We start from the raw sequence: 23,459 nt of genomic DNA on the forward strand, positions 1-23,459 counted from the left end.
AGCGCCAGACGCCCTCGTCGTTCGGGGTGCCGTCGCGGCCGTCGTACCAGCGGTACACCTGGTATGTGAGCTGACCGGCCGAGTCCCTCCGCTCCCTGCAGGTAGCTCAGGAGGAAGGTGTCGATGTAGGTGTCCACCGCCGCGATCTCGCCGGCGACGGGGGTGTCCACGTTCTTCTCGGCGAGGAAGACGGCCGGAGCGTGGCCGAGGTCGTCCGATCCGCCCGCCATCCACTCCTTCCAGCCGCCGCCGGGGTAGTCGTCCCAGGTGACGAGCTTCTGGTTGCTCATGTCCCACTGCAGGAACGCGCCGTTGTAGCCGCGGGTGGTCTTCGCCTGCTGCTTGGCAGCGATGAAGGCGGCGTGCATCCCGATCAGCTTCTCGATCGGCTCGATCGAGTAGTACTGCAGGACCGAGGTCTTCGTGCCGCCGTAGGTGACGGTGACGGAGCTCGCCCCCAGCCGGGGCAGTCCGATCTCGTAGAGGGAGTAGCCGTTGCGGACACCCTTCGCCACGACGGTGACGCCCCGTCCGGCCTGGCCGACGACGGAGGTGATGCCGGCCTTGGCCCGCAGCGCGAGCGTCGCCTTCGTGTCCTGCGGCACGACCATGCCGGGGAGCGAGACGACGTCGACGACTCCGGAGTCGAAGAGCACGTCGCGCAGGTCGGTCGCGTCGGCGGCCCAGCGGAAGGTGAAGCCGTAGGTCTTCTCCTGACCCGGTGCGAGCGTGAGCGAGGTCGAGGGCAGGTAGGACCCCGCCTGATTGCGGCGCCGGGGCACGACGGCCGTGGAGTGGAGGTAGAACTCGACGAGCCCCTCCCACGACGGGTCCTGCTCGGCGAAGGGCCCCTCGCCCGGGCGGGCCTTGTCCTTGAACTCGAGCGAGGTGCCGTCCTGCGGGACGAGGACGAGAGTGGAGCCGTCGCCGTTCGGCCGCTGCCAGGTGATGTACGAGCCGTCGCGGCCGAGGAAGGAGTGCCGGGCCACGTTCTTCTCGTAGATGCCGGTCTGGTTGCCGCCGTCCCACCAGGCGTTCATGAGGAACGGGATGCCGATGTCGAGGAACTCGAGCGACTCGGTGGAGGTGTTGCGGAGCGTCATCGTCCAGCTGACGCGATCGCGCTGGGTGCCGGTCAGCTGGTAGCGCTGCGTGAGGGCGAAGTCGCGGATGCCGTTCGCGTCGGCGGCGCGGCCGGAGTAGGCGACGGTGACGGCGTCGGCCGAGGTCGAGACCGTGCGGATGTCGTCGGAGCGGCCGGTGACCATCGCGGTCCCGCCGGTCGCGGCGCCCTTGCGCACCGAGAAGACGGCGTCGCCGGTCCAGCGGGAGTCGTCGACCGAGAAGATCGGGCGGACGTCGGGGTTGGCCACGTAGTTCGTCCCGTAGCCGTCGCGCGGATCCGAGAGGACGAACACGCCTCCGGTGGCCCGGTCGACGCGGAAGTCGAAGGCCGGGGAGGAGAGGTCGGCAGTGGGGCCGAGTGCGAAGGCGGACGACGGGGCGGCGTTCGCGACGAGGGCCGCTGTGCCGGCGGCGCCGGCCGCGCCGAGGAGGACGGTGCGGCGGCGGGGGCCGGGGCCGGCGTTCGAGGAGGACGAGGGGACGAGGGTCATGGGGTCTGCTTTCACATCGATGGGAAAGAGGAGGCCGAGGAGGCGGGCGGCGCCGAGGACCCACGAAAGCTTTCTTCGCGAGAACGGCGGCGGACGGCCCTTCGGTCGAAACCGGCGAAATGCCTTTCGACAGTAAAGACCGCGCAGTGCGGTGTCGTCAAGGCGGGGACACGGGACGCACAGGAAGCAGATCCGGCGACAGCGGCCCGGCCGTCCGCGACGGGTCGCCGCACACCGGCTCCTCCTCGGGAGCACCCACGGCTGGTCCCCTCCGCTCCGGGCGGTCTGGCCCGCCCGTCGCGCCGTGCACGGGTCAGACTCGACGGACCCCTCGATCCCGGAACGGAGAACCGTGCTCACCGGACTCGGCGCCGTCCCGCTCACGCCCCTCCGCGACGCGCCCGCCGCGGCCGATCCGCGGTCCGGGCGCCTCCGCCCGGGCTCGGGTCGCGGAGGTCGTCGCGGCGCTCGACCGGGATGCGCGCGCCGGCTGAGGAGCGGTCGCTCCTCCGGCCGTCAGCGCCGCGCGATCGTCGAGCCGCGGATCACCAGTCGCGTCGGCAGGTACTCCGTGCCCGCGGCGGGCGAGCCGCCGATCGCCTCGAAGACCCGGTGAGCCGCGGCGCGCCCGAGCTCCTGCAGGTCGGCGTCGATGCTCGTCAGCTGGGGACGCGCGTTGGTGGCGAGGACGAGCCAGTTGTCGAAGCCGACGACGGCGACGTCCTCCGGCACCTTCCGGCCGAGGTCGCGAGCGCTGTCGAGGGCGCCGCGGGCGATCTGGTCGGAGCCGCAGACGATGCCGTCGAGGTCGGCGTGGCGCTCGAGCAGCACCGCCGTGCCGTCGCGTCCCCACGACTCCGACCACTCCGGAGAACATCACGTCGCTCACGAGCTCGAGATCGGCGTCGCGCATCGCATCGCGGACGCCGCGCGCGCGGTCCTGCGCGGCCTGGTAGCTCGGGTCGCCGGTGAGGTGGGCGATCCTGCGCCGGCCCAGCCCGAGGAGGTGCTCGGTCGCGAGCCGGCCGCCCTGGTAGTTGTCGGCGGCGAGGGAGACGTCGGTCGGGTCCTCGGACGGCGCGTAGACGTAGACCACCGGGACCGGCAGATCGTGCCCGAGCGACGGGCGGGGGTTCGTGCTGCTGCCGACGACGAGGATCCCGTCGACCCGGCGGTTGAGCAGCGCCGCGAGGTGGTGCTGCTCGCGGATCGCATCGCCCCGGGCGTCGCAGAGGAACACGTTGACGGCACCGGCGCCGAACGCGTCCTCGGCGCCCATCAGGATCGGGATGACGAAGCGGCCCTCGAGGTCGTTCGTGAGGATGCCGACGGTGCCGGTGCGGCCCTCGACGAGACTCCGGGCGAGCGCGTTCGGCGTGAAGGAGAGCTCGCGCGCCGCCTCCATGACCTTGACCCGGGTGGCGGGTGCCACGCTCCGCCTGCTGATCGCCTTCGACGCGGTCGCCATCGACACGCCCGCGAGCTTCGCGACGTCGCTCAGGGTCGAGGTCCTGGACCCTGACGATCGTGATTGCGCCATGTTTTCGCCTCCGTTACGCAACGGTAGCAGTCGGCTCTCTTGACGGTGGTGCGTCGCGTCGTCTTTACTGAGCGAAACGCATTTCGGTGTTTTCGCTAGACCTGGCTCCAGCCCCCACCAGGTCGGCTCAATGAAGAGCAATGAGGAGAAAGATGAACGTCACTCATCGTCGGTTCGGCCGCCTGGCCGCCGCAGCACTCGCCGGAGCGATGGCCCTGTCGCTGGCCGCCTGCTCGGCCTCGGCCGGAGGCGGCACCGCCGACCCGGCCGCCGGCGGCGCGGAGGGAACGGACGACGGCACCACGCTCACCCTGTGGACCCGCGCCCCGCTCGAGAAGCAGGCCAAGGCACTCGTCGAGGCCTACAACGCCAGCCACGAGAACCAGGTCGACCTGACCGTCGTCCTCAACGACGACTACGTCGCGAAGGTCGGAGCCGCCGCCGGCTCCGACGGACTCCCCGACCTCTTCGCGGCCGACATCGTCTACATGCCCAACTGGACCGAGCAGGGCCTGTTCCAGGACCTCACCCCGAGCATCGACGGCCTCGACTTCAAGGACTCGATCAACGAGGGCCACCTCGCGGCCGGCACCTACGACGACAAGGAGTACGCGCTCCCCTTCGTCCTGGACCTGTCGATGCTGTTCTGGAACAAGGAGCTCTACGCCGAGGCCGGTCTCGACCCCGAGCAGGGCCCGAAGGACATGGCCGAGTTCGCCGAGCACGCCAAGGCGATCCAGGCCCTGAACAAGCCCGACACCTACGGCACCGCGACCGGCCTCAACTGCGGCGGCTGCCTCGTCTTCACCTGGTTCCCCACCATCTGGGCGGGCGGCGACGAGGTCATGAACGAGGACGGCACCGAGTCGCTCCTCGCGAGCGACACCGCCAAGGAGGTCTACTCCACCTGGAAGGACCTCTGGGACTCCGGCGCGGTCCTCCCCTCGTCGCAGGACGAAGCCGGTCCGACCTGGACCGCCGGCTTCACCGAGGGCAAGGTCGGACTGCAGTTCTACCCGGCCACGCTGCTCTCCTCCACCCCGTTCGAGGCGGGCGTCTCGGGCATCCCGGGACCCGACGGCGGCAGCTCCACATTCGTGGGCGGCGACGGCATCGGCATCTCGAAGGACTCCGAGAAGTCGCCCCAGGCGTGGAACTTCCTCAACTGGATGATGTCGGAGGACGCCCAGGTCGGCGTCCTCGCCAAGAACAACGACGTCGTCTCGCGCTCGGACCTCGCCAGCAACCAGTACTCGGAGCTCGACCCCCGTCTGGTCACGATCAACGAGGTCGCGTCCGAGGGCGACACCCCGTTCTCGACGAGCTTCCAGCAGGCCTTCAACGCACCCAGCAGCCCCTGGCTGACCCTCGTGCGCGACGCGGTCCTCGGTGACGGCGAGTCCGTCGACGCCGACAACGACGCCATCACGTCGATCCTCGGTCAGTAGGCCGCTCCACCTCGCCCGCTCGGGCCGGACGCCTCCCGGCTCCGGCCCGAGCGCCCCACAGAAAGCGTCAGCACACGATGACAGCCACCGCCAGCGACGTCGGCCGCACCCGGGTCCGCCGCCGCGCCCCGGCCTCCTCGGCTGGGCGTACGCCGCCCCGACAGCGCTGTTCGTCGCGCTGCTCTTCCTCGTCCCCCTCGGACTCGTCCTGCAGATGTCGGTCTCGGACTGGCCGCTGCTCGCCGGGAACCGCGGGGTGAACTTCCCCACCAACTTCGGCGACGCCGTGACGGACCGCTTCTTCTGGGCGTCGATCCGGTTCACGCTGCTGTACACCGTCCTGACGACGGTGATCCTGCTGGCCCTGAGCCTGACCCTCGCGCTGATCGTGCAGGAGTCGACGCGCTGGAAGACCTTCCTCCGCACCGCGTTCCTCATCCCGACCGCGCTCGGCCTCGCCTCGGCGTCGCTCCTCTTCTACGTCCTCTACTCCCCGCTCGCCGGGCCGTTCGCGGGGTTGATGGAGAGCTGGGGCATCACGTTCCTCGGCACCCTGACCGGCGCGCTCTGGTCGACGATCTTCCTGATCGTCTGGCGCTTCGCCGGCTTCTACATGCTGCTGATGATGGTCGGCCTCCAGGGCATCCCCGAGGAGGTCTACGAGGCCGCGCGCATCGACGGCGCCTCGCGACTGCAGACGTTCACCGGAGTGACGCTGCCGCTGCTCAAGCCCACCCTCGCCCTCACCACCGTGCTCTGCGTCACCGGGTCGCTGCTCGCGTTCGAGCAGTTCTACATCCTCACCAAGGGCGGACTGGACAACTCCACGATCACCGTGGTGCAGCTGATCTACAGCGTCGCCTTCCAGGGCCAGAACGATCTCGGGGTCGCCGGCGCCCTCTCGGTGATCGTGCTGCTGGCCCTCGTGATCCTCAACATCGTCCAGATCCGCTCCTTCGGCAAGAAAGACGACTGATGACCAGCCTCTCGAAATCGACCGCCTCTCGACCCGCGCGATCGCCACCGCGGACTCGAGCACGCCGTCGCCGCGCCGACCGCGCGGCTCGCGCCTGGCCGGCATCGCCGTGCAGACCCCGTTCTACGTCCTCACGGGCGGTCTCGCCGTGATCTTCCTCTACCCGCTGATCTGGACCGCGGTCTCCTCCGTCGCCCCGCGCGCCGGCACCGGTCAGACCGACGGCTGGGGGCTCGGCAACTACGGGACCCTCGTCGACTACCAGGCGGGGATCTGGGTCTACCTCGGCAACTCGCTGCTCGTCTCGGGGCTCACCGTCGTGCTGACGCTGGGCACCTCGCTGCTGGGCGGCTACGCGTTCTCGCGCTTCGAGTTCCCGGGCAAGAACCTGCTGTTCCTCTCGACCCTCGCGATCCTGATGGTCCCGTACGCGACGCTCCTGATCCCGCTCTACGTGCTGCTGAACATCGTCGGCCTCTCGAACTCACTCGTCGGAGTCGCCCTGGTCCTGACGATGTTCCAGCTGCCGCTGTCGACGTTCCTCATGCGGATCGGCTTCGACGCGGTGCCGCGCGAGCTCGACGAGGCGGCGAAGATGGACGGCTGCACGACCTGGTCGGTCCTCTGGAAGGTGCTGCTGCCGGCCGTGAAGCCGGGGCTGATCACCGTCGGACTCTTCGCGTTCCTCGCCGCCTGGAACGACTTCATGGCGCCGCTGATCCTCATCACCGACTCCGACCGCATGACCATGCCGCTCGCGATCTCGAACCTCCGCGGGCAGGTGCAGGGAGTCGTCGACTACGGAGCGACCGAGGCCGGCGTCGTCGTCCTCGCACTGCCGTGCATCCTCCTGTTCCTGCTCCTGCAACGCCACTACGTCCGCGGCTTCATGTCCGGCGCCTTCAAGGGATGACCATGACCATCGACACGCACCCCCGCACCCCCTCCTCCCGCGACCGCGACGCCCTCGCCCGCACCATCGCCCCGGCCGTCCCCGCCGCCGGCGCCCTCACTCCGCTCGGCCTGGACGAGGTCGTGCTGACCTCGGGCTTCTGGGCCGACCGCCAGCGCACCAACGGCTCCGCCACCCTCGACCACATCGAGTACTGGCTCGAGCGCGAGGGCTGGCTGCCCAACTTCGACCTCGCCGCCGCCGGCACCCTCTCCGGGCGCCGGACGGGCCGCGAGTTCGCGGACTCGGAGGTCTACAAGTACCTCGAGGCGCTCGCCTGGGAGATCGGCCGCACGGACTCCGACGCCCTGGACACCCGCTTCCGTGCGCTCGTCGCCCGGATCGGCGCGGCGCAGGAGCGCGACGGCTACCTCAACACCCGCTTCGGCCGCGAGGGGCAGCAGCCCCGCTGGTCCGACCTGGAGTGGGGCCACGAGCTCTACTGCCTCGGTCACCTCTTCCAGGCGGCGGTGGCGCGCGAGCGCACCCGCCCCGGCGCCGACGACGGACTGCTCGTCATCGCGCGCCGCGCCGCCGACCTGATCTGCCTCGTCTTCGGCGAGGGCGGCATCGAGTCGGTCTGCGGCCACGCCGAGGTCGAGACCGGGCTCGTCGAGCTGTCGCGGGTGACCGACGACGACCGCTACCTCGAGCTGGCGCGCCTGTTCGTCGAGCGCCGCGGCCACGGCGCGCTCGCCGACATCGAGTGGGGCCGCTCCTACTACCAGGACGACGAGCCGATCCGCTCCTCGACCGTGCTGCGCGGCCACGCGGTGCGGGCGAACTACCTCGCGTCCGGAGCGGCCGACCTCGCCGTCGAGACCGGCGACGAGGAACTGCTGGACGCCCTGGACCGCCAGTGGCACGCCACCGCGTCCCGCCGCACGTACATCACCGGCGGTCAGGGCTCGCACCACCAGGACGAGGCCTTCGGCGACGACCACGAGCTGCCGCCGGACCGCGCCTACTCCGAGACCTGCGCCGGCATCGCGTCGGTGCAGTTCAGCTGGCGCCTGCTGCTGGCCCGCGGCGGCAGCGAGTACGCCGACCTGATCGAGCGGACGCTGTTCAATGTCGTCGCGACCTCTCCTCGCGCGACGGCCGGGCGTTCTACTACGCGAACACGCTGCACCAGCGCCGCCCCGGTGCTCCCGCCGACCCCTACGAGGCGTCCGTGCGGGCCTCCTCCTCGCTGCGCGCACCCTGGTTCGAGGTCTCCTGCTGCCCGACCAACGTCGCGCGCACGTTCGCCAGCCTCGGCGCCTACCTGGCGACGAAGGACGCGCACGGGATCCAGCTGCACCAGTTCGCGTCCTCGCGGATCACCACGACGCTTCCCGGCGGCCAGCCGATCGACCTCTCGGTCGAGACCGCCTACCCGGACGACGGCAGGATCACGGTGCGCGTGCTCGAGAGCGGGCCCGCGCCCTGGACCCTCAGTGTGCGCGTGCCGAGCTGGGCCGCGGAGCCCGCGGTGACGCTCCGCCGCGCCGACGGCACGACCAAGACCTTCGAGAAGCGGCTTCGCGAGGGCTACCTGGAGCTCGGCGCGACCTTCGCTCGGGGCGACGAGCTCGTGGTGGAGCTCGCGCTCTCCGCCCGCTTCGTGCGCGCCGATCCGCGGGTCGACGCGGTGCGCGGCTGCCTCGCCGTCGAGCGCGGGCCCCTCGTCTACGCGCTCGAGTCGACCGACGTGCCCGAGCAGCTGCACGCCGCCGACGTCTCGACCCTGCGTCTGGACGCGGGCGTCGAGCCGCGCGTCGTGGGCTCGGACGTGCAGGTGCGGCTGATCTCGATCGCTCCGACGGAAGGGCCGTGGCCCTACGCGTCCGGACCGTCGGGGAGCAGCCGGGTGGAGGGGCACTGGCCCGTCTCGCTGACCCCGTACTACGACTGGGCCGAGCGGGGTCCCTCGACGATGCGGGTGTGGATCCCGGTCGCCGACTGACATCGCAGCGCGGTCGCCGACCGCGCAGGAAGGGCCGTCGTGGAGCAGTGCTCCGCGGCGGCCCTTCGTCCTTCTCTGGGCCGTGCACGATCGGGGGTTTTCGAGACTTTCGCCGTGATCATGGATTCAAATGTCCTTAACGGCGGCGATCATCCTCGTTGCGAGGCGCGCCGAGCGAAACACTTAAAAGGCTTTCGTTCGCCTGAGGAAATTGTTACCGTGCTCGTGGCCCCTCCTGCCCACCGGCGCGAGCGACCCATCCCTTCCTCACTGCCGAACAGAACGGGAGCGTCCGCGACGATGCGAACACCCAGAAGATCCCGAGCGGCCACGGCCGCACTCGCCACCGCCCTCACCGCGGTCCTCGCCGGATCGGTCCTGGTCGCGGCTCCCGCCTCCGCCGCCACCGCGTGGGATCCCTATTCCGAGGGCCTGCAGAACAGCAACGAGAGCCTCGGCTACCCCACCTTCACCAACGGCGCCTCGGCGATCCCGTCCACGACGGCGACCTACGACCCCACCGTCTCCCACCTCGGGAAGATCTACGCCGCCGATCTCGCCGCCGGCGCCGGCTCCGCTCCGGGCGAGGACTTCTGGCTCGACCGGATGCTCTCCCGCGACGGCGTCCAGCCCGACGAGCCGGGCGGTCTCGACTTCACCACCGATCAGCCGGCGAACGTCGACTACGACAACAACGGCGTCTTCTTCTCGCGCGGCCGCGCGGTCTACATGCAGAACTCCGACGCGGGCCTCGGCTTCCGCGGCCGCATCGCCTACATCGAGGACCTCGGCCAGAGCGGATCGACGCTCACCGCGAGCGTGAACGGTGCCGCCGTCACCCTCACCGAGAACCAGGCGAAGCGCCACAACACCCCCAGCTACTGGTACTCCGAGTACACCGGCGGCGGCCTGCTGGTGAAGCAGACCAAGTTCGTCTCGCGGCAGAACGTCGCGGTCGAGCGGCTGCAGATCAGCACCACCGACGGATCCACGAAGACCGTCGCCCTGCGCGCCGAGTCCGGCCTGGCCCGCACCGCGGCGGGCACCGAGCTGACCGGCTCCGTCACGACCGCGAACAACGTCACGCAGGTCTCGACCCGCTACTCGGGTGACGGCTTCGGCGTCGACGGCACCGCGCTCACCCGCACCGTCTCGGCCTCGGCCACTGCGGCCGACGTGAAGCTCCAGCTCGGCTTCACCACCACCGAGATCCCCGAGAGCACCACCGAGTTCCAGTCGATCGCCGCGGCGACGCCGGCGGCCGCGTTCACGACGCAGACGACGAGCTACAACACGTGGTGGGTCGAGAACATCCCCTACCTCGAGACCCCCTCGGGCGAGATCGACAAGACGCTCTTCTACCGCTGGTGGCTGCTGCGCACGAACTTCCTCGACGCGCAGGTGCCGGGCAACGACTACCAGTTCCCCACCTCGATGGAGGGCGTCTTCGGCGCCGCGTACAACAACGCGATCGTCCTCACGGCGGGCATGTTCATCGAGGACATGAAGTACTTCCGCGACCCCTCCAGCGCCTACGGCACCTGGCTGTCGGCCGGTGAGACCGCGCGTGAGAGCCGCTACATCGACAACCCGGGCAACCCCGCCCACTGGAACAGCAGCTACACCAACTACATCTCCGAGGCCGCGTGGAACTCCTACGCGCTCCACGGCGGTGACGCCGCGATCGCCGACAAGCTCGCGACCTACGCCGAGGACGACATCGCCGGGCAGCTGGCCGAGTTCGACAAGAACGGCAACAACCTCCTCGAGTACTCGAACCCCGCCCTCACCGGCAACGACGTCGACGCGGTCTCGTTCTCGTGGCGCAACACCGCCGCATGGAACTCGTACCCGATGGACCGCCCCGAGAGCGCCTACCTCTACCTCGGTGCCGTGGCCGCGGCCGAGGCGTACCGGCTCGCCGGCGACACCGCCGGCGCCGACCGCATGACGGCCAAGGCCGAGGCGATCAAGAAGTCGGTCCTCGACGTCCTCTGGGAGGACAAGCGCGGCACCGCCGACGAGGCGGGCTTCTTCGGCAACATGATCAAGGCCTCCTACTCCGACGGCTCCTCGGGCCTCGCCCGCCGGATCGAAGATCCCGTGGAAGGAGGTCAACATGTACTACCCGTACACCGTCGGCCTCATGCCCAAGCCCGGAGACGCCGATTTCGACCAGAAGTACCTCGACGCCTTCCGCCTCTTCGTCGACAGCGAGCAGTACGCGCCGTTCCCCTTCTACACCGCCAACCAGAAGGACGCGAAGGCCCGCGCGCTGCGCGACGCCGGATCGGGCAAGCACTACTCGAACAACTTCTCGACCATCAACTCGACGGTCATGTTCCGCCTGCTGTCCTCGACGCTGCGCGACTACCCGAACTCGTACCTGACCAGCGACTACTACAAGAAGATGCTCTACTGGAACGCCTGGGCCAGCTACGAGAAGGGCGACGTGACCCGCCAGAACGAGAACGAGTTCTGGTCGCACGGCTCGGCCGCCGACGGCGGATCGATCAAGTACCGCTCCTGGATCCACCAGACGCAGCTCGGCACGACCAACTTCACGGTCGTCGAGGACGCCATGGGCCTGCAGGCCCGCACCGACTCGGTCCTCGAGCTCTCGCCCATCGACATCGACTGGGACCACTTCACGGCGAACAACCTGAAGTACCACGACAAGGACCTCACGATCGTGTGGGACGAGCCGGGCGGAACCCGCCACTACGGCGACACCCCCGAGGGCTACTCCGTCTACCTCGACGGGAAGCGCGCCTTCACGATCGACAGCCTCGTGCCCGTCGAGTTCGACACCGTCACCGGTGAGGTCACGACCGACGCGACCGTGCTCTTCTCGGCCGCGAACGCCGTGAAGCCCGCGCAGGACGTGCGCTTCGCCTCCACCGACCGGGTCGTCGACCTGCTCGGCAAGGCCGGCGTCGACGTCGACCCGGTGACCAGCGCCGCTCCCCAGCTCGCCGAGGGCAGGACCGCCACGGCCTCCTACTCGGCCGGCGGCAGCACTCCCTCCGGCAAGAGCCTCGTGCCGGCCAACGCCGTCGACGGCTCCACCGTCAACGAGCCCTTCTGGGGCACCGCGGGATCGCCGAACGCGAGCGACTGGCTCGAGATCGACCTCGGCAGCGCGCAGAAGGTGAACCAGGCGGGGATCTACTTCTACCGCACCTCCTCGGGCACGACCGTGCAGGGCTACTCCGCTCGAAGTCGTACTCCGTGCAGTACTGGGACGGCGCGGCGTGGAAGTCGGTGACGGCCCAGGCCCGCACGCCGAAGGTCCCGACCGGCAACGAGAACACCGTCCGGTTCGCCGACGTGACCGCCCAGAAGTTCCGGGTCCTCGTCGCGCACCAGCAGGGTCAGAAGACCGGCATCAAGGAGGTGCAGCTGAAGAACGTGGCTGCGGCCTACACGCCGGCCGAGAACGCGGCACCCGTCGTGTCGATCCAGCGCCTCGCCGTCGCGGACCCGAGCATCGCCCGGTTCGTCGGCACCGCGTCCGACGACGGACTGCCGATCGGCGAGCTCACCCAGGCGTGGACCGTGGTCGCGAAGCCCGCGGACTCGACGGCGACCTTCACCGACGCGGCCTCCGCCGCGACGACGGTCCGCTTCTCGAAGCCCGGCTCGTACACGCTGCGCTTCACCGCCTCGGACACCGTGAAGCAGACGACCTCCGAGCAGGTCGTCGAGGTCTCGGACGTCCGCCCGCTGGGTCCGGAGGTGGGGTCGTACGCGACTCCGTCCGCCTCGTACGTCGCCCCGTGGAACCGCCTCGCCTCGATCAACGACGGTGAGACCGTGCCGAGTGCGCAGACCGAGCAGACGAAGCTCTGGGGCACGTACGCCGACGGCGCCCGTCCCGCCAGCCAGACGCTGACCTACACCTGGGCCACCCCGACACGGCTCGCCGGCGCGGGAGCCTCGTTCTGGAACGACGCCGAGCAGGGCAGCGGGGGCGGCGTCGCCCTCCCCGCCTCCTGGTCGCTCGAGTACCTCGACGGCACCACCTGGAAGCCGGTCGCCCTGCGCGCCGGCACCCAGTACCCGGTGAACGCGATGGGCGCGCCCAGCGAGGTGGCCTTCACCCCGGTGACGACCACGCAGCTGCGCGCGACCTTCCAGGCCAGCCGCTCGACCAGCGGCGCCTACTCGGCGATCGGCGCCTCGGAGTTCGACGTCTACGCCGACTACCCGGCCTCCTTCGAGGCCGTGGCCAAGCGCACCACCGTCAACACCCCGGTGACGCTTCCCGCGACCGTCATCGGCGTCTACTCCGACGGATCGCGCGGCGAGCTGCGCGCGACCTGGGACGCGATCCCCGCCTCCCGCTTCGCCACTCCCGGCACGATCACCGCGACCGGTGTGCTGACGGGCTCGACGCAGGTGGTCACCGCGACCATCAGCGTCGGCGACAGCGGCAGCGAGATCGCCTCGATCGAGCAGCAGACCGCCACCACCGCCCTCGGCACGGCGCCCGTCCTCCCGCGCACCGCGGTCGCCGTCTTCAGCGGCGGCACCGGGGCGAAGGAGTCGCGCCCCGTCACCTGGGACGCCGTCGCTCCGGCCTCGTACGCGACCGCGGGGACCTTCACCGTGCTCGGCGCGATGGCGGGGACCACGGTCCGGCCCAGCGTGACCGTCATGGTCGAGCCGGGCGCCGCCACCGCTCCGAAGGCACCGGCGGCACCCACCGTCACCGTCGCCGGCGACGCGGCCACCGTGTCGTGGACGGCTCCGGCCGACGGAGGAGCGGCGATCACGGGCTACACCGCGACCGTCACTCCGACCGCAGGCGCGGCGATCACGAGGACCGGCACGACCACGAGCGCGGTGTTCGCCGCCCTGCCTGCAGGGACGTACACGGCGAGCGTCGTCGCGACCAACTCGATCGGCACCTCCGCCGCGTCGCCCACCGCGTCCTTCACCATCGCCGCGGCCCCCGCGCTGAAGGTGACGGCGTCGGCGAGCTCGCGCTGCATCAGCGGCAAGGTCGTGCTCACGGTGACGGCGAAGAACGAGGAAGCGACTCCGATGGGCATCACGCTGCGCACCGCCTACGGCACCAAGGTGTTCACCGGAGTGAAGCCCGGCTCCTCGGCCACGCAGGCGTTCACGACCCGCCTCGGCTCGATCCCGGCGGGCACCGCCACGGTCGACGCCACGGCCACCGTGAACGGCGCGGCGCTGAGCCGCACCGTCGAAGCGCCCTACACCGCTCGCACCTGCTGAGCACCGGAGGGGTGGGAGCGGCCATCCGCTCCCACCCCTCCTCACCCCGCGACACCCTCCCGCGCTCGCCGCGGCGAGTCCCACCCGAAAGAAGACGCGATGACGCCTCGAACCCTCTGGACCCGCACCGCGGCCGCCGCCGCCGGCTGCCTCCTTCTCACCGCCGTCGCCGGCCAGGCGGTCGCCGCTGAGCTCGACGACGACTCCGTCTCGGTCGACGTGACCATCACTCCGCTTACCACGCCCGGTACCCTGTCGATGACCGTCGACGGGGACGCCGCCGCTCTTACCGAGACCGGATCGACTCCCGAGCTCCGCCGCTTCACCGGCTCCCTCCCCACCGTGACGGTCACCGACACCCGCGCGGCCGACGAGATCCCCGACGGCGCAGGCTGGTACGTCCTCGGCTCCGCCTCCGAGTTCATCGGCAGCGCGGGCCAGGCGCCGATCCCCGCGTCGCAGCTCGGCTGGTCGCCCCGCCTGATCGACGGCGGCGACAGCGGCATCGTGTCGGCGGGTTCCGACGTCGGCACGGTGTTCGACGACGCTCCCGGCAACGTCGGGCTCGTCGACCAGGAGTTCCTCGCCCTCACCGACGACTCGGCGGGCGTCGCGACGGAGGGCAGCTGGACGTCGACCGCCGAGCTCGCCCTCGAAGCCCTGCCCACGACCGAGGCGGGCGACTACAGCTCGACGCTGACGCTGACCCTGATGGAGTAGCGAGGCCGCCATCCCTCCGGCCCGTGCCCGCCCGACGCGGCACCACGAGGGGACGCGGAACGGGCGCTCAGTGCGAGTCAGGGGCCCGTTCGCGCCGACTCGCGCGCGTCACGCGTCCGAGTTGCCCGCCCAGCGGACCGTGCCCTCCGCCTCCTCCTTCGTGATGCGCGAGACCGTCCCGCAGTTGTCGCACTCCAGCAGGTACCGCGACGACACCGTGAACAGCGGGACGAAGAAGAGGGACAGCCTCGTCCGGCTCCTGATCACGCGCTGCTCGTCGCGCACTCCGCAGACGCGGCAGACGAAGACGAGCACGCGCAGGACGTCCTCGACGGAGCGGGTTCCGAAGATCAGCAGCATCCGGCGACTCTACGGATGCGCGGGGCGGCGGCGGAGGGGGTTGCGCGCCCTCCCCGGGGCCGTCGCCGCGTACTGCTGTGCGAAGAGGACCGTGACGAGCGCGAGTTCGAGCAGGTCGCCTCCGTAGTACAGGAGCTGCGCGGCCTGCCGCTCGACGTCGCTCGCCGCCTCGGCGTAGAGGGTCGTGCCGAGCAGCGCGTGCGCGGCGATGCTGCCGAGGACCACTCCGAGCCGCAGTCCGAACGGCGCGCGGTGCGGCGCCGGGTCGACGCCGACCAGCGCCGCGGTGAGCAGGCAGCCCGAGGCGAGGAAGTGCACGCCCAGCAGAGCGTGCAGCAGCGGATCCGCGTGCGCGGCCTCGAGCAGGCCCGTCGCGTGCACGATCCACAGCGACCCGGTCGAGAGCAGCACCGCGGGGATCGGATGCGCGAGCACGCGGGCGGGGCGGCTCCGGAGCACCCGCGACAGGCGCCGCGCGGCGGTGACGTCGAGGGCGCGCAGGGCGAGGGTGACCGGAGCCGACGCGATGATCAGGAGGGGCGCGAGCAGGCCCAGGGCGAGGTGCGAGAGCATCGCGCCGCGCGGATCCGCGTGCGACCACTCCGCGAACGGCCCGGTCAGCGAGGCGATCGCGACTCCGAGGCCCGAGAGCAGCAGGAGGAGCCGGCGCACCGGCCAGGGGCGGCCGCGACGGGACTCGGCCCGGCTCGCTCCCACGGCGAGCGCCGCCGCGACGACGAGGGGCAGGCTCAGCAGGAGCCCGGGAGCGATCAGGGGGTGGTCGTGCGGGGTCACGCGGCCCGCCGCGCGCGCACCGACAGCACGATCCCCGCGGCGAGCAGCAGCGCGCCCGAGACGATCCACGCCACGTCGTACGGCAGCAGGTCGACGTCGTAGCGGACCTGGTGCACGCGGAGGAGCTTGTGGTCGACGACGCCGTCCCACAGCTGGAAGAGGCCCGCACCGGTCAGGCCGCCGGCCACCGCGACGCCCGCCCGCAGGGCCGAACGACGCCGTGCATCCAGCAGCAGGAAGAACCCGGCGACCAGCGCGACGATCTCGACCGCGTGCAGCAGCCCGTCCGACAGCAGTCCGATGGCAGGCGTGGACCGGTCGTAGAAGTGGTGCCAACCGAGGATCTGGTGGAACACGATCTCGTCGACGGCCGCCATCAGTGCGACGCCGATCAGGAACCCGCCCTGGTAGGCGCGTTCGCGCACGAGCCGTCTCCGCGCCGTCGTCCCCGCGTGCTGCGTCGTCCCCACGGTCTCCAGACAAGCGGAGCCGCCGCGCGGACGGGAGGGGCTTGACCGGTTCGCTGCGTCGATCCGTCGCGGACGGCGGTGCGCACCCACGCGGTCGCCGATCCGTCACGAACGGCTCCCGGCGACCCGCGCGAGCCGTCGATCCGTCACGAACGGCGCCCGGACGCGGGAGCGCGGGGCCGTCCGTGACGGATCGATCCGCTCGGACAGCCGTCCGCGACGGATCGACGGGCGGGGACTCCGCGGCGGCCCCGGGGCGATGTCGCACGGGATCGGGGATCAACGGGAGCGCGCCGAGTAGTCGTGCTCGGGGTCGTGCCCCGGCCAGACCTCGGTCGCGGCCTGCGCGGCCAGGTCGGCGAGGCGGTCGATCGACGCCTGAGCCGCGTCCGCCTCGCCGGGGCGCGCGGTCCAGCCGCAGGGTGTGCGCTCGTCGAGGTTGCGGCGGAGATCGGCCGCATCGCAGGCGAGCACGACGGCGGTCTCGCCGAGCTCGACCCGGAACGACTGGTGCCCCGGCGTGTGCCCGCGGGTGTCGAGCGCCGTCACTCCGGGGGCGAGCGCGGTGTCGCCGTCGAGCAGCAGGATCTCGACGTCGGCGTCGAGCAGGTCGGCGGGGACCACCGTCTCGCGCCGGCCGATGCCCTCGGCGAGCCACTCCCACTCCCGGCGCTGCAGCGCGACGGGCGTGCCGGCGGGGACCAGCCGCAGGCCGCCGGTGTGGTCGAGATGCAGGTGCGAGAGGGCGCAGAGCGCGAGGTCCTCCCAGCGCAGGCCGGCCGCGGCGATCCCCTCGGCCAGGGCGTCGCCGGGCGGCACGACAGCGGTGTAGCTCTCGTAGTCGTAGTGCGCCGCCCGCAGTGCGGCATCGCGCACCTTCGCGAGGTCGAACCCTCCGTCGATCAGGATCCAGCCGCCCGGATGGACGATCGCGGCGGCGGTCACCGGTTCGAGCAGGAACCGCGCGGAGTCGCCGCCGCGCAGCGAGATCGACTCGGGGATCGGCTCCCAGCCCACGACGAGCGGCACGAGTCGCTCGGGCGGCCCGAGGAGCGGGAGCGGAGCGGTCCAGTCGCGGACGGTGGGCACCGGGTCTCCTTGCGGTCGGCAGAGATTGGATCCAATATGGAGGGAACGGAATCCATTCTGCACGACGGAGGAGCACATGTCCGGCGCGATCCCCCTGAACATCCCGATCAGCACCGAGATGCTGCATTGGGGCCGCCGCCCGACCTACGAGATGGTCGAGCGGATCGAGGACGGCTACCCCTCCGACGTCTCGCGCTGGCTGATCGGCGCGCACACCGGGACTCACGTCGACGCTCCCTCCCACTTCGTGCCGGGCGGCGCGACCGTCGACGAGATCGCGCTGGACAGCGTCGTCGGCCCGGTCCGCGTGCTCGATCTGCGCCACGTCGAGGTGGAGATCACCGCCGACGACCTCGCGGCGGCCGGGGCCGACGGGGCGCAGCGCGTGCTCTTCCGCACCCGCAACTCGGTCGACGCGCTGACCCGGACCACGAAGTCCGAGACCTGGGTGGGGCTCGGCCCGAGCGGAGCGCAGTGGCTCGTCGAGCGCGGAGTGCTGTTCGCCGGGATCGACTACATGACCATGGAGGCGCCCGCCCACACCGAGGAGTGGCCGACGCACGTCGCGCTCTGCGGTGCGGGCATCGTGATCCTCGAGAACGCGGACCTCTCGCGCGTGGAGCCGGGCGACTACCTGATGGTCTGCCAGCCCGTGGCGTTCGAGGGCCGCGAAGCCGCTCCCCGCGCCGACCGTCCTGCTCCCACTGCCGGCGTGACCGGCGACGCCGGGGTGCGCCCGCGCTCTGCGGGGCACCCCGGCGGTGGTGTCCGGGTGCGCCCTCGCTCTGCGAGGCACCCCGGCGGTGCGGTCCGGTGCGCGTCAGACGCCCGCGGGCTCGAGGACTCCGGCCTGCTCCTCGTCGAGCTCGCGGCGCACGGTGCGCTCGTCGTCGAGCTCGCGGGAGGAGCGCGGAGCGAGCAGCCCGACGACCACGAACGTCCCGAACCCGATCGCCGCCGCGACGAGCGTGGCGTAGCCGTCGAAGCCGGCTCCGATCAGATCGTTCGGCACGTAGAGGATGTCGTTCGGCACTCCGTAGAGCGTCGGGGTGAGCGCCAGGAACACGATCCGCACGGCGAAGCCGACGCCCGCCGCGACGAGCGCGGCCGTCACCCCCGGGCGCTTCCAGAAGAGCCCGATGAGGAACGGCGCCGCGAGGCACGCCAGCATGAGGTCGAAGGCGAGCGTCAGCAGGATGCCGGTCTGGCTCACCCGGATCGCCAGGAACGACCCGAGGATCACGATGGGGATCATCGCGACGCGGGTCCACTTCAGCAGCGGGTCCGCACCGGCGCCGGTGTGGCGGCGGACCGAGAGGACGTTGCGCACAACGATCGCCGACGTGGCCAGGATCGCTCCGGACGCGGTCGAGAACGAGGCGGCCACGACTCCCGAGAGCACCAGGATCGCGATGAGCGGTGGCGCGTAGTCGTCGAGCAGGGTGAACAGGATCGGCCCGTCGGCCGTCGTGATGCCCAGGACGGCGCTCGCGGTGAGCGCCACGATCGCGAAGATCGTGCCGATGGCCGCGGTGCCGGCGGCGGCGGCGAAGCACGCGCGACGGGCGACCTCGGGCGACTTGGCGCCGAAGATCCGCTGCATGAAGTCGATGGCGACGAGATCGCCGATGCCGAGAGCGACCAGCGTGGCCCAGTTCACGGGAGCGCCCATGGCCGGGTCGGTCAGCTGCTCGAAGTCGAACGGGCCCATGCCCTCGGGGATGACGATGCCGTAGGCCAGCGCGACCCACACGAGCAGCGAGACCGCGGCGACGACGGTGATGACGGTCTGGATCGCGGCGGTGTAGGCGTCCGAGAACAGGCCGCCGGCGATCGTGTAGGTCAGCACGAGGGCGACCGAGAGGATCACGCCCCAGGCGTAGGGGATCGCGGCGAAGCGCTCGAGCAGGAAGCCGCAGGCGACGAGGTTGCCCGCGAGCAGGATCGTGAACGAGAGCACCATGATCACCGACGCGACGATCTCGGTCGTGCGGTCGTAGCGCATCCGGAAGAAGTCGGCGAGCGTGAAGAGCTTCATCGCGTTCATGGGCCTGGCCAGGAACAGTCCGGTGATGAGCAGGCAGATCGCGAGTCCGATGGCGAGCGAGGCGCCCGCCCAGAAGCCGAACTGCGAGGTGAGGTCGGTGTTGCCGACGGTGGCGTTGGAGTCGACCGCCGCGGCGGTGAGCGAGACCGCGACGAGCGGGATGCCCAGGCGGCGGCCCGCGACGAGGTAGTTGGCGCTGTCGCCGTCGATCTTGCGGGCGACCGCGATGCCGACGGCCAGGACCACCAGGACGGTGATCCCCACTCCGAGGATGATCATGCGTGCTCCAGGATGCTCGGTGGTGCGGCGGGGTGTTTCTATCGGTTGATAGACACGGATCCTGCCGCGCCCGGAGGCGCCGAGTTTTTCGGGCGTGCAACGATCGCGTTAACTCCGGCGCGCGGGGCGGTGGGCGGAGCGGCGGGCTGGCCGGTGGGCGGGCGGCCGGGTGCCGCGGTCGAGTGTCCAGGAGTTGTCGTACTCGAGGGCCGAGTACGACGACTTCCGCGGAGTGGGCGGGTCTGGCGGGTGCGAAGGAGCGGACGCGCGAACGAGTCTCCAGGAGTTGTCGTACTCGAGGGCCGAGTACGACGACTTTTGAGGAGTGGGCAGGACGGCCCGGCGCAGAGGGAGCGACGTGCGGGCGAGTGTCCAGAAGTTGTCGTACTCCGAGGGCCGAGTACGACGACTTTTGAGGAGTGGGCGGGCCGCCCCGGCGCAGAGGGACGGACGTGCGGGCGAGTATGCAGAAGTTGTCGTACTCGAGGGCCGAGTACGACAACTTCTGAGGAGTGGGCGGGCCGGCGGGTCAGCGCAGGTGCGCGAGGGCTCCGGGTCCTGCGGCGAGCGCCTCCGCGATGTCCGCGCGGTCGAGGTCGAGGACGCGCAGGGCGGCGAGCGCGACGGCCTCGCCCTGGCGCTCGAGGTCGACGCCGGGTCGCCGGCGCTGCAGGATCACGTTCTCGACGAGGGCGAGCACGAGCCCCGCTCCGACCTCGACGTCGTCGGCCCCGCACGCCGCGACGAGCGTCCGGTAGGCGGTCTCGAGCTCGGAGCGCCGCTCGCGGAACGCGGCGAAGCGCTCGTCGGCGAGCTCGGGCAGCAGGTACAGCGCGCCGACGTTGTGCTCGCCCGCCGAGAGCAGGCGCACGTCCGACACGCAGAGCGCCCACAGCCGGGCAGCGGGGGACTCGTCGCGCGCCAGGAGCTGCGCGGCCGCGTCGAGCGAGGGCTGCACGGTGCCGAGCAGGAGCTCGAGCAGCACCGCGTGCTTGCCCGCGAAGTGGTGGTAGAGCGACGCCTGGCGGATGCCGGCCGCCGCCGCGATCGCGTGAGTGCTCGTGCTGCCGAAGCCCTCGGTGCAGAAGAGCGCCGCGCCGGCGGCGAGGATGTCGGCGCGGGTGCCGAGGCCGGTGAGCGAGGCTCCGGAGGCGCGGGGCCGTCCGGTGGGTGCGCTGGCCATGCGCTCGACGGTAGCAGCGGGGCGACGCCGGCCCCGCCGGTGCCGCTTCCGCGCTCCTCCAGCCCTCATCCAGAAGTTGCGGTGATCGCACGCACTTCCCGCAACTTCTGAGGAAGGACGACGGCCCGGGTCGCCACTGCCCGCCGGAGCTGCCGCCGATGGAGCCGCGCTCCTCCAGAAGTCGCGGTGACCGCGCGCACTTCCCGCAACTTCTGGAGGACGGCGGCGAGGGCGGCGGCCGCCGCGCCCGAAACACGATCGCAACACCGGGGTCACGCCCGCGACACCGGCCCATGATCGACTTCCTGTCGACCGACAGAAAGCCCGGGCGACTCGGAGCCCCACCGAGAGAAGGCGCAGAGCGATGACCGCATCGACCACCTCCACCACGGCGGGCGCCCGCGCGCACGCCCGCGCCCAGGAGGGCACGGCCGCCGAGACGGGCCCGCTCGTGCCCGCGAGCCTGCACACCGATCCGCCGGCGGACGTCGCCGCGGGGGACCTCCGCTGGTCCGAGCGGATCGCCGGGGGCGGCTACGGCCACCGGGCGCTCGCCCGCGGCACGCACCTCCGTCTGACCGACGTCACCGGAGAGGCCTGCGTCTCGCTCCTGCTCTACAGCGCGACCGGCACCCATGAGCGCCTCAACGTCGCCGACACCGTGAAGGTGCAGTGGCAGGTCTACGCCGGCGCCGGGCAGCTGCTCCTCAGCGATCAGGGCCGCGTGCTCGCGAGCACCGTCGCCGACGACTCCGGCCGCCACGACACGATCTACGGAACCACCGCGCTCGCCCGCAACGTCGAGCGCTACGGCGACGGCTCCCCGCAGGGCCCCTCCCCCGCAGGCCGCGAGCTGCTGCTGCTGGGCGCCGAGAAGCAGGGGCTCGGCCGCCGGGATCTCGCGCCGAGCGTCTCGTACTTCCAGGGCGTGCGGATCCGCGCGGACGGCTCCCCCGAGTTCCTCGGCAGCGCCGGGCCGGGCCGCTCGGTCGTCCTGCGCCTCGGAGATGCCCGCGATCGTCCTCCTGGCGAACACCGCGCATTCGCTCGACCCCCGGCCGGAGTACTCGTGCGGACCGGTCGACGTCCTCGCCTGGCGCGGCGAGCCGGCGGGACCGGACGATCCGCTCCGCTCGGCCACTCCGGAGGGGCGCCGCGCGTTCCTCAACACCGACGACATCCTGCAGGCGAGGGGCATCGCATGAGCACCGACCACGGCACCGAGATCCACCGCGAGACCGTCGCCGCGCGGGCGCCCTGGTCGCGCGTGCTGCGGGCGGGCGAGATCCTCGTGATCGTCGACGTCGACGGCAACCAGGCCGTCGACTTCCTCGCGTACGACGCCGAGGACCGCACCGCGTACTCGGCGGCGGCCACCCTGCAGGCGCAGGCGAGCGTCTACCTCACCACCGGCTCGGTGCTGCGGGACGCCGAGCACCGCCCGCTGCTGAGCGTGATCGCGACCGACGTCGAGCGCCACGACACCCTCGGCGGCGCCTGCTCGAAGGAGAGCAACACGCTCCGCTACGGCTTCCACACCTACTCCCAGCACGCCTGCGCCGAGAACTTCGTCGCCGAGCTCTCGCGCCACGGGATGGGCAAGCGCGACCAGGTGTCGAACGTGAACTGGTTCATGAACGTGCCCGTCGATCCGGACGGCGCCCTCGGCATCGTCGACGGCATCTCCTCCCCCGGCCTCAGCGTCACCCTGCGCGCCGAGCGCGACACCCTCGTGGTCGTCTCGAACTGCCCGCAGATCAACAACCCGTGCAACGGATTCGACCCCTCCCGCGCCGAGATGATCGTCTTCGACGGAGTGGCCGCGCGATGACCTTCGACACCCTGCTGGTCGCCAACCGCGGCGAGATCGCGGTCCGGATCCTGCGGACGGCGAAGCGGATGGGGCTGCGCACGGTCGCCGTCCACCTCCGACGCCGACCTCGGCGCCGCCCACGTCGCGCTCGCCGACGAGGCCGTGCGGATCGGCCCGGCGGCCGCGAGCGAGAGCTACCTGCGGATCGACCGGATCCTCGAGGCCGCCCGCGCGACCGGCGCCGGCGCGATCCATCCCGGCTACGGGTTCCTCAGCGAGAACGCGGACTTCGCCCGCGCCTGCGAGGCCGCCGGGATCGTGTTCGTGGGCCCGACCCCCGAGCAGCTCGAGGTCTTCGGCGCCAAGCACACAGCGCGCGACGCCGCCGAGCGCGCCGGGGTGCCGATGCTGGCCGGAACCGGCCTGCTCGAGGACGCCGACCACGCCGCCGCCGAGGCCGCCCGCATCGGCTACCCCGTGATGCTCAAGGCGACCGCGGGAGGCGGCGGCATCGGCATGCGCGCCTGCCGCGACGAGGCCGAGCTGCGCACCGCGTGGCGCGAGGTCCGCCGCCTCGCCGAAGCCGGCTTCTCCTCGGCCGGCGTGTTCCTCGAGCGGCTCGTCGAGCGGGCGCGCCACGTCGAGGTGCAGGTCTTCGGCGACGGCCTCGGCCGAGTCGTCACCCTCGGCGACCGCGACTGCTCCCTCCAGCGCCGCAATCAGAAGGTGATCGAGGAGAGCCCCGCCCCCGATCTGCCCGAGGCCGTGCGCATCGGCATCGCGGAGGCGTCGGCCCGACTCTGCGCCGACGCGGGCTACCGCAGCGCCGGCACCGTCGAGTACATCTACGATCCGGTGCGGCAGGAGGCGGCGTTCCTCGAGGTCAACACGCGCCTGCAGGTCGAGCACCCGGTGACGGAGTCGCGCTACGGCATCGACCTCGTCGAGTGGATGCTGCGGCTCGCGCAGGAGAGAC

At 71.5% G+C, this 23,459-nt stretch carries 16 protein-coding genes and 5 pseudogenes; 13 read left to right on the top strand and 8 right to left on the bottom strand.

All coding sequences use genetic code 11. The features are described 5' to 3' along the window. Positions 1–95: 95 nt before the first annotated feature. Together AC0CII_RS14950 and AC0CII_RS14955 are read right to left on the bottom strand one after the other, a co-directional pair. Positions 96–1,616 (bottom strand): annotated as a pseudogene (locus tag AC0CII_RS14950) (DUF5695 domain-containing protein); the annotation flags it as partial. Positions 1,617–1,929: 313 nt separating this feature from the next. Further along, positions 1,930–3,084 carry a LacI family DNA-binding transcriptional regulator gene (locus AC0CII_RS14955; RefSeq protein WP_465230935.1) on the bottom strand — a complete coding sequence of 385 codons (1,155 nt, stop codon included), beginning with the start codon at positions 3,082–3,084 and terminating at the stop codon, positions 1,930–1,932. A 224-nt stretch (positions 3,085–3,308) separates the two neighbouring features. Between AC0CII_RS14955 and AC0CII_RS14960 the strand changes: the two genes are divergently transcribed. From AC0CII_RS14960 to AC0CII_RS15000, 9 genes and pseudogenes are all read left to right on the top strand, one after another. Continuing rightward, on the top strand, positions 3,309–4,604 hold the full coding sequence (locus tag AC0CII_RS14960) for an ABC transporter substrate-binding protein (RefSeq protein ID WP_465229913.1): 1,296 nt from the start codon (positions 3,309–3,311) through the stop codon (positions 4,602–4,604). A gap of 214 nt (positions 4,605–4,818) precedes the next feature. Continuing rightward, on the top strand, positions 4,819–5,580 hold the full coding sequence (locus tag AC0CII_RS14965; protein WP_465229914.1) for a carbohydrate ABC transporter permease: 762 nt from the start codon (positions 4,819–4,821) through the stop codon (positions 5,578–5,580). A 109-nt stretch (positions 5,581–5,689) separates the two neighbouring features. After that, positions 5,690–6,493, top strand: coding sequence for a carbohydrate ABC transporter permease (locus AC0CII_RS14970; RefSeq protein ID WP_465229915.1), 804 nt, complete (start codon positions 5,690–5,692; stop codon positions 6,491–6,493). 2 nt (positions 6,494–6,495) lie between these two features. After that, positions 6,496–7,560: pseudogene (locus AC0CII_RS14975) on the top strand (glycoside hydrolase family 127 protein); the annotation flags it as partial. A 146-nt stretch (positions 7,561–7,706) separates the two neighbouring features. Next, complete coding sequence (locus AC0CII_RS14980; RefSeq protein ID WP_465229916.1) at positions 7,707–8,480, top strand: glycoside hydrolase family 127 protein; 774 nt, start codon at positions 7,707–7,709, stop codon at positions 8,478–8,480. Between the two features lie 300 nt (positions 8,481–8,780). Beyond that, positions 8,781–11,303 (top strand): hypothetical protein, encoded by a 2,523-nt coding sequence (locus tag AC0CII_RS14985; RefSeq protein WP_465229917.1) that lies wholly within the window; start codon positions 8,781–8,783, stop codon positions 11,301–11,303. After that, positions 11,272–11,748, top strand: coding sequence for a discoidin domain-containing protein (locus AC0CII_RS14990; protein WP_465229918.1), 477 nt, complete (start codon positions 11,272–11,274; stop codon positions 11,746–11,748). Before AC0CII_RS14985 ends, AC0CII_RS14990 begins: the two co-directional genes overlap by 32 nt. Continuing rightward, positions 11,712–13,727: an Ig-like domain-containing protein gene (locus AC0CII_RS14995; protein ID WP_465229919.1), complete on the top strand. Its 2,016-nt coding sequence runs from the start codon at positions 11,712–11,714 to the stop codon at positions 13,725–13,727. Before AC0CII_RS14990 ends, AC0CII_RS14995 begins: the two co-directional genes overlap by 37 nt. 99 nt (positions 13,728–13,826) lie before the next feature. Next, a complete protein-coding gene (locus AC0CII_RS15000) occupies positions 13,827–14,447 on the top strand; it encodes a hypothetical protein (RefSeq protein WP_465227227.1) in 621 nt (206 codons plus the stop codon). Between the two features lie 108 nt (positions 14,448–14,555). On the opposite strand, the gene AC0CII_RS15005 is transcribed toward AC0CII_RS15000, so the two are convergent. The 4 genes from AC0CII_RS15005 to AC0CII_RS15020 form a co-directional block, all read right to left on the bottom strand. Beyond that, positions 14,556–14,807, bottom strand: a complete 252-nt coding sequence (locus tag AC0CII_RS15005) for a zinc-ribbon domain-containing protein (protein WP_465227226.1) — start codon at positions 14,805–14,807, stop codon at positions 14,556–14,558. A gap of 9 nt (positions 14,808–14,816) precedes the next feature. Continuing rightward, positions 14,817–15,671: a cytochrome c oxidase assembly protein gene (locus tag AC0CII_RS15010; RefSeq protein WP_465229920.1), complete on the bottom strand. Its 855-nt coding sequence runs from the start codon at positions 15,669–15,671 to the stop codon at positions 14,817–14,819. Continuing rightward, positions 15,599–16,072, bottom strand: a complete 474-nt coding sequence (locus AC0CII_RS15015) for a DUF2243 domain-containing protein (protein WP_465229921.1) — start codon at positions 16,070–16,072, stop codon at positions 15,599–15,601. The genes AC0CII_RS15010 and AC0CII_RS15015 overlap by 73 nt, the downstream gene beginning before the upstream one ends. Before the next feature lie 279 nt (positions 16,073–16,351). After that, positions 16,352–17,161, bottom strand: a complete 810-nt coding sequence (locus AC0CII_RS15020) for an N-acyl homoserine lactonase family protein (protein WP_465229922.1) — start codon at positions 17,159–17,161, stop codon at positions 16,352–16,354. Between the two features lie 151 nt (positions 17,162–17,312). Here AC0CII_RS15020 and AC0CII_RS15025 point away from each other — a divergent pair. Then, a pseudogene (locus AC0CII_RS15025) lies at positions 17,313–17,630 on the top strand (cyclase family protein); the annotation flags it as partial. A gap of 351 nt (positions 17,631–17,981) precedes the next feature. On the opposite strand, the gene AC0CII_RS15030 reads toward AC0CII_RS15025, so the two are convergent. Next, positions 17,982–19,487: a high affinity choline transporter 1 gene (locus AC0CII_RS15030; RefSeq protein ID WP_465229923.1), complete on the bottom strand. Its 1,506-nt coding sequence runs from the start codon at positions 19,485–19,487 to the stop codon at positions 17,982–17,984. 529 nt (positions 19,488–20,016) lie between these two features. Then, entirely contained in the window at positions 20,017–20,670 is a 654-nt protein-coding gene (locus tag AC0CII_RS15035; protein WP_465227221.1) for a TetR/AcrR family transcriptional regulator, read from the bottom strand. 364 nt (positions 20,671–21,034) lie between these two features. Between AC0CII_RS15035 and AC0CII_RS15040 the strand changes: the two genes are divergently transcribed. From AC0CII_RS15040 to AC0CII_RS15050, 3 genes and pseudogenes are all read left to right on the top strand, one after another. After that, a complete protein-coding gene (locus AC0CII_RS15040) occupies positions 21,035–22,501 on the top strand; it encodes an urea amidolyase associated protein UAAP2 (RefSeq protein ID WP_465229924.1) in 1,467 nt (488 codons plus the stop codon). After that, positions 22,498–22,584: pseudogene (locus tag AC0CII_RS15045) on the top strand (biotin carboxylase N-terminal domain-containing protein); the annotation flags it as partial. The gene AC0CII_RS15040 and the pseudogene AC0CII_RS15045, both read left to right, overlap by 4 nt. 61 nt (positions 22,585–22,645) lie before the next feature. Then, a pseudogene (locus AC0CII_RS15050) lies at positions 22,646–23,395 on the top strand (ATP-binding protein); the annotation flags it as partial. Between the last annotated feature and the right edge of the window lie 64 nt (positions 23,396–23,459).

Source organism: Rathayibacter sp. AC182, from assembly GCF_979253875.1.

Excerpts from the sequence above, each read along its gene's own strand:
- AC0CII_RS15035 (WP_465227221.1), bottom strand. The coding sequence starts at position 20,670 with ATGGCCAGCGCACCCACCGGACGGCCCCGCGCCTCCGGAGCCTCGCTC.
- AC0CII_RS15000 (WP_465227227.1), top strand. The coding sequence starts at position 13,827 with ATGACGCCTCGAACCCTCTGGACCCGCACCGCGGCCGCCGCCGCCGGC.
- AC0CII_RS14960 (WP_465229913.1), top strand. The coding sequence starts at position 3,309 with ATGAACGTCACTCATCGTCGGTTCGGCCGCCTGGCCGCCGCAGCACTC.
- AC0CII_RS14985 (WP_465229917.1), top strand. The coding sequence starts at position 8,781 with ATGCGAACACCCAGAAGATCCCGAGCGGCCACGGCCGCACTCGCCACC.
- AC0CII_RS14965 (WP_465229914.1), top strand. The coding sequence starts at position 4,819 with ATGTCGGTCTCGGACTGGCCGCTGCTCGCCGGGAACCGCGGGGTGAAC.
- AC0CII_RS15005 (WP_465227226.1), bottom strand. The coding sequence starts at position 14,807 with ATGCTGCTGATCTTCGGAACCCGCTCCGTCGAGGACGTCCTGCGCGTG.
- AC0CII_RS14955 (WP_465230935.1), bottom strand. The coding sequence starts at position 3,084 with ATGGCGACCGCGTCGAAGGCGATCAGCAGGCGGAGCGTGGCACCCGCC.
- AC0CII_RS15040 (WP_465229924.1), top strand. The coding sequence starts at position 21,035 with ATGACCGCATCGACCACCTCCACCACGGCGGGCGCCCGCGCGCACGCC.
- AC0CII_RS15030 (WP_465229923.1), bottom strand. The coding sequence starts at position 19,487 with ATGATCATCCTCGGAGTGGGGATCACCGTCCTGGTGGTCCTGGCCGTC.